The sequence below is a fragment of the Pseudoalteromonas sp. S558 genome (assembly GCF_005886635.1).
GTDB classification, from domain to species: Bacteria; Pseudomonadota; Gammaproteobacteria; order Enterobacterales; family Alteromonadaceae; genus Pseudoalteromonas; species Pseudoalteromonas aliena.
In genome coordinates this window covers 1-564 of record NZ_PNDU01000427.1, presented here as the reverse complement: position 1 = coordinate 564, position 564 = coordinate 1, and the positions used below count along the sequence as shown (strand labels likewise).

Below are 564 nucleotides of genomic sequence, written 5' to 3'. Positions count from 1 at the left end.
TCAGATTCTTCTGGGGTGTTAGCCATTTTGGCTCTAATGGGATTTAAGTCTACATACGCCATGCAGGCCGCCAATGCGGCTTCATCTAATAATGCTTGTGAACTAAATCGTCCCTCCCAAAAACGGCCAGTGCAGTTGTCTTCTTTATTTGCCCTGCGCGCAATGTCTTCATTTAACACCCGCATAAACCAACTAATACTTGATAGACGCTCTCGATATTCCTTTACCGTTTGATTAAAAAAGATAAGTTCAGCTTTACTTAGCTTTTCACCTTGTACGTATTTCTGCGTTAACAATGTGCCTTTACAGAGTTTATGCCAGCGAATAACAATCGCTTTGTCATTCAGCCGATTCGCTTTTTTATCATCAACATACATGACTAAATGGGTGTGGTTACTCATAACAGCATAAGCACAGACATCAATACAAAACACCTTGGCTAATGCGAGTAACTTATCTTCAACCCACCCTCGTCGATGCTCAAAAGATTGACCCGTAAAATGGTCTTCACCACATAAAAATGCACGGCGTACACATCGTGATATACAGTGGTAGTACTTTTTA

1 protein-coding gene is annotated in these 564 nt (G+C 41.0%); it reads right to left on the bottom strand.

The window, feature by feature from the left end; all coding sequences use genetic code 11:
• Positions 1–564 (bottom strand): transposase (locus CWB66_RS20400; protein WP_502705303.1); only part of this gene is annotated, 564 nt, incomplete at both ends.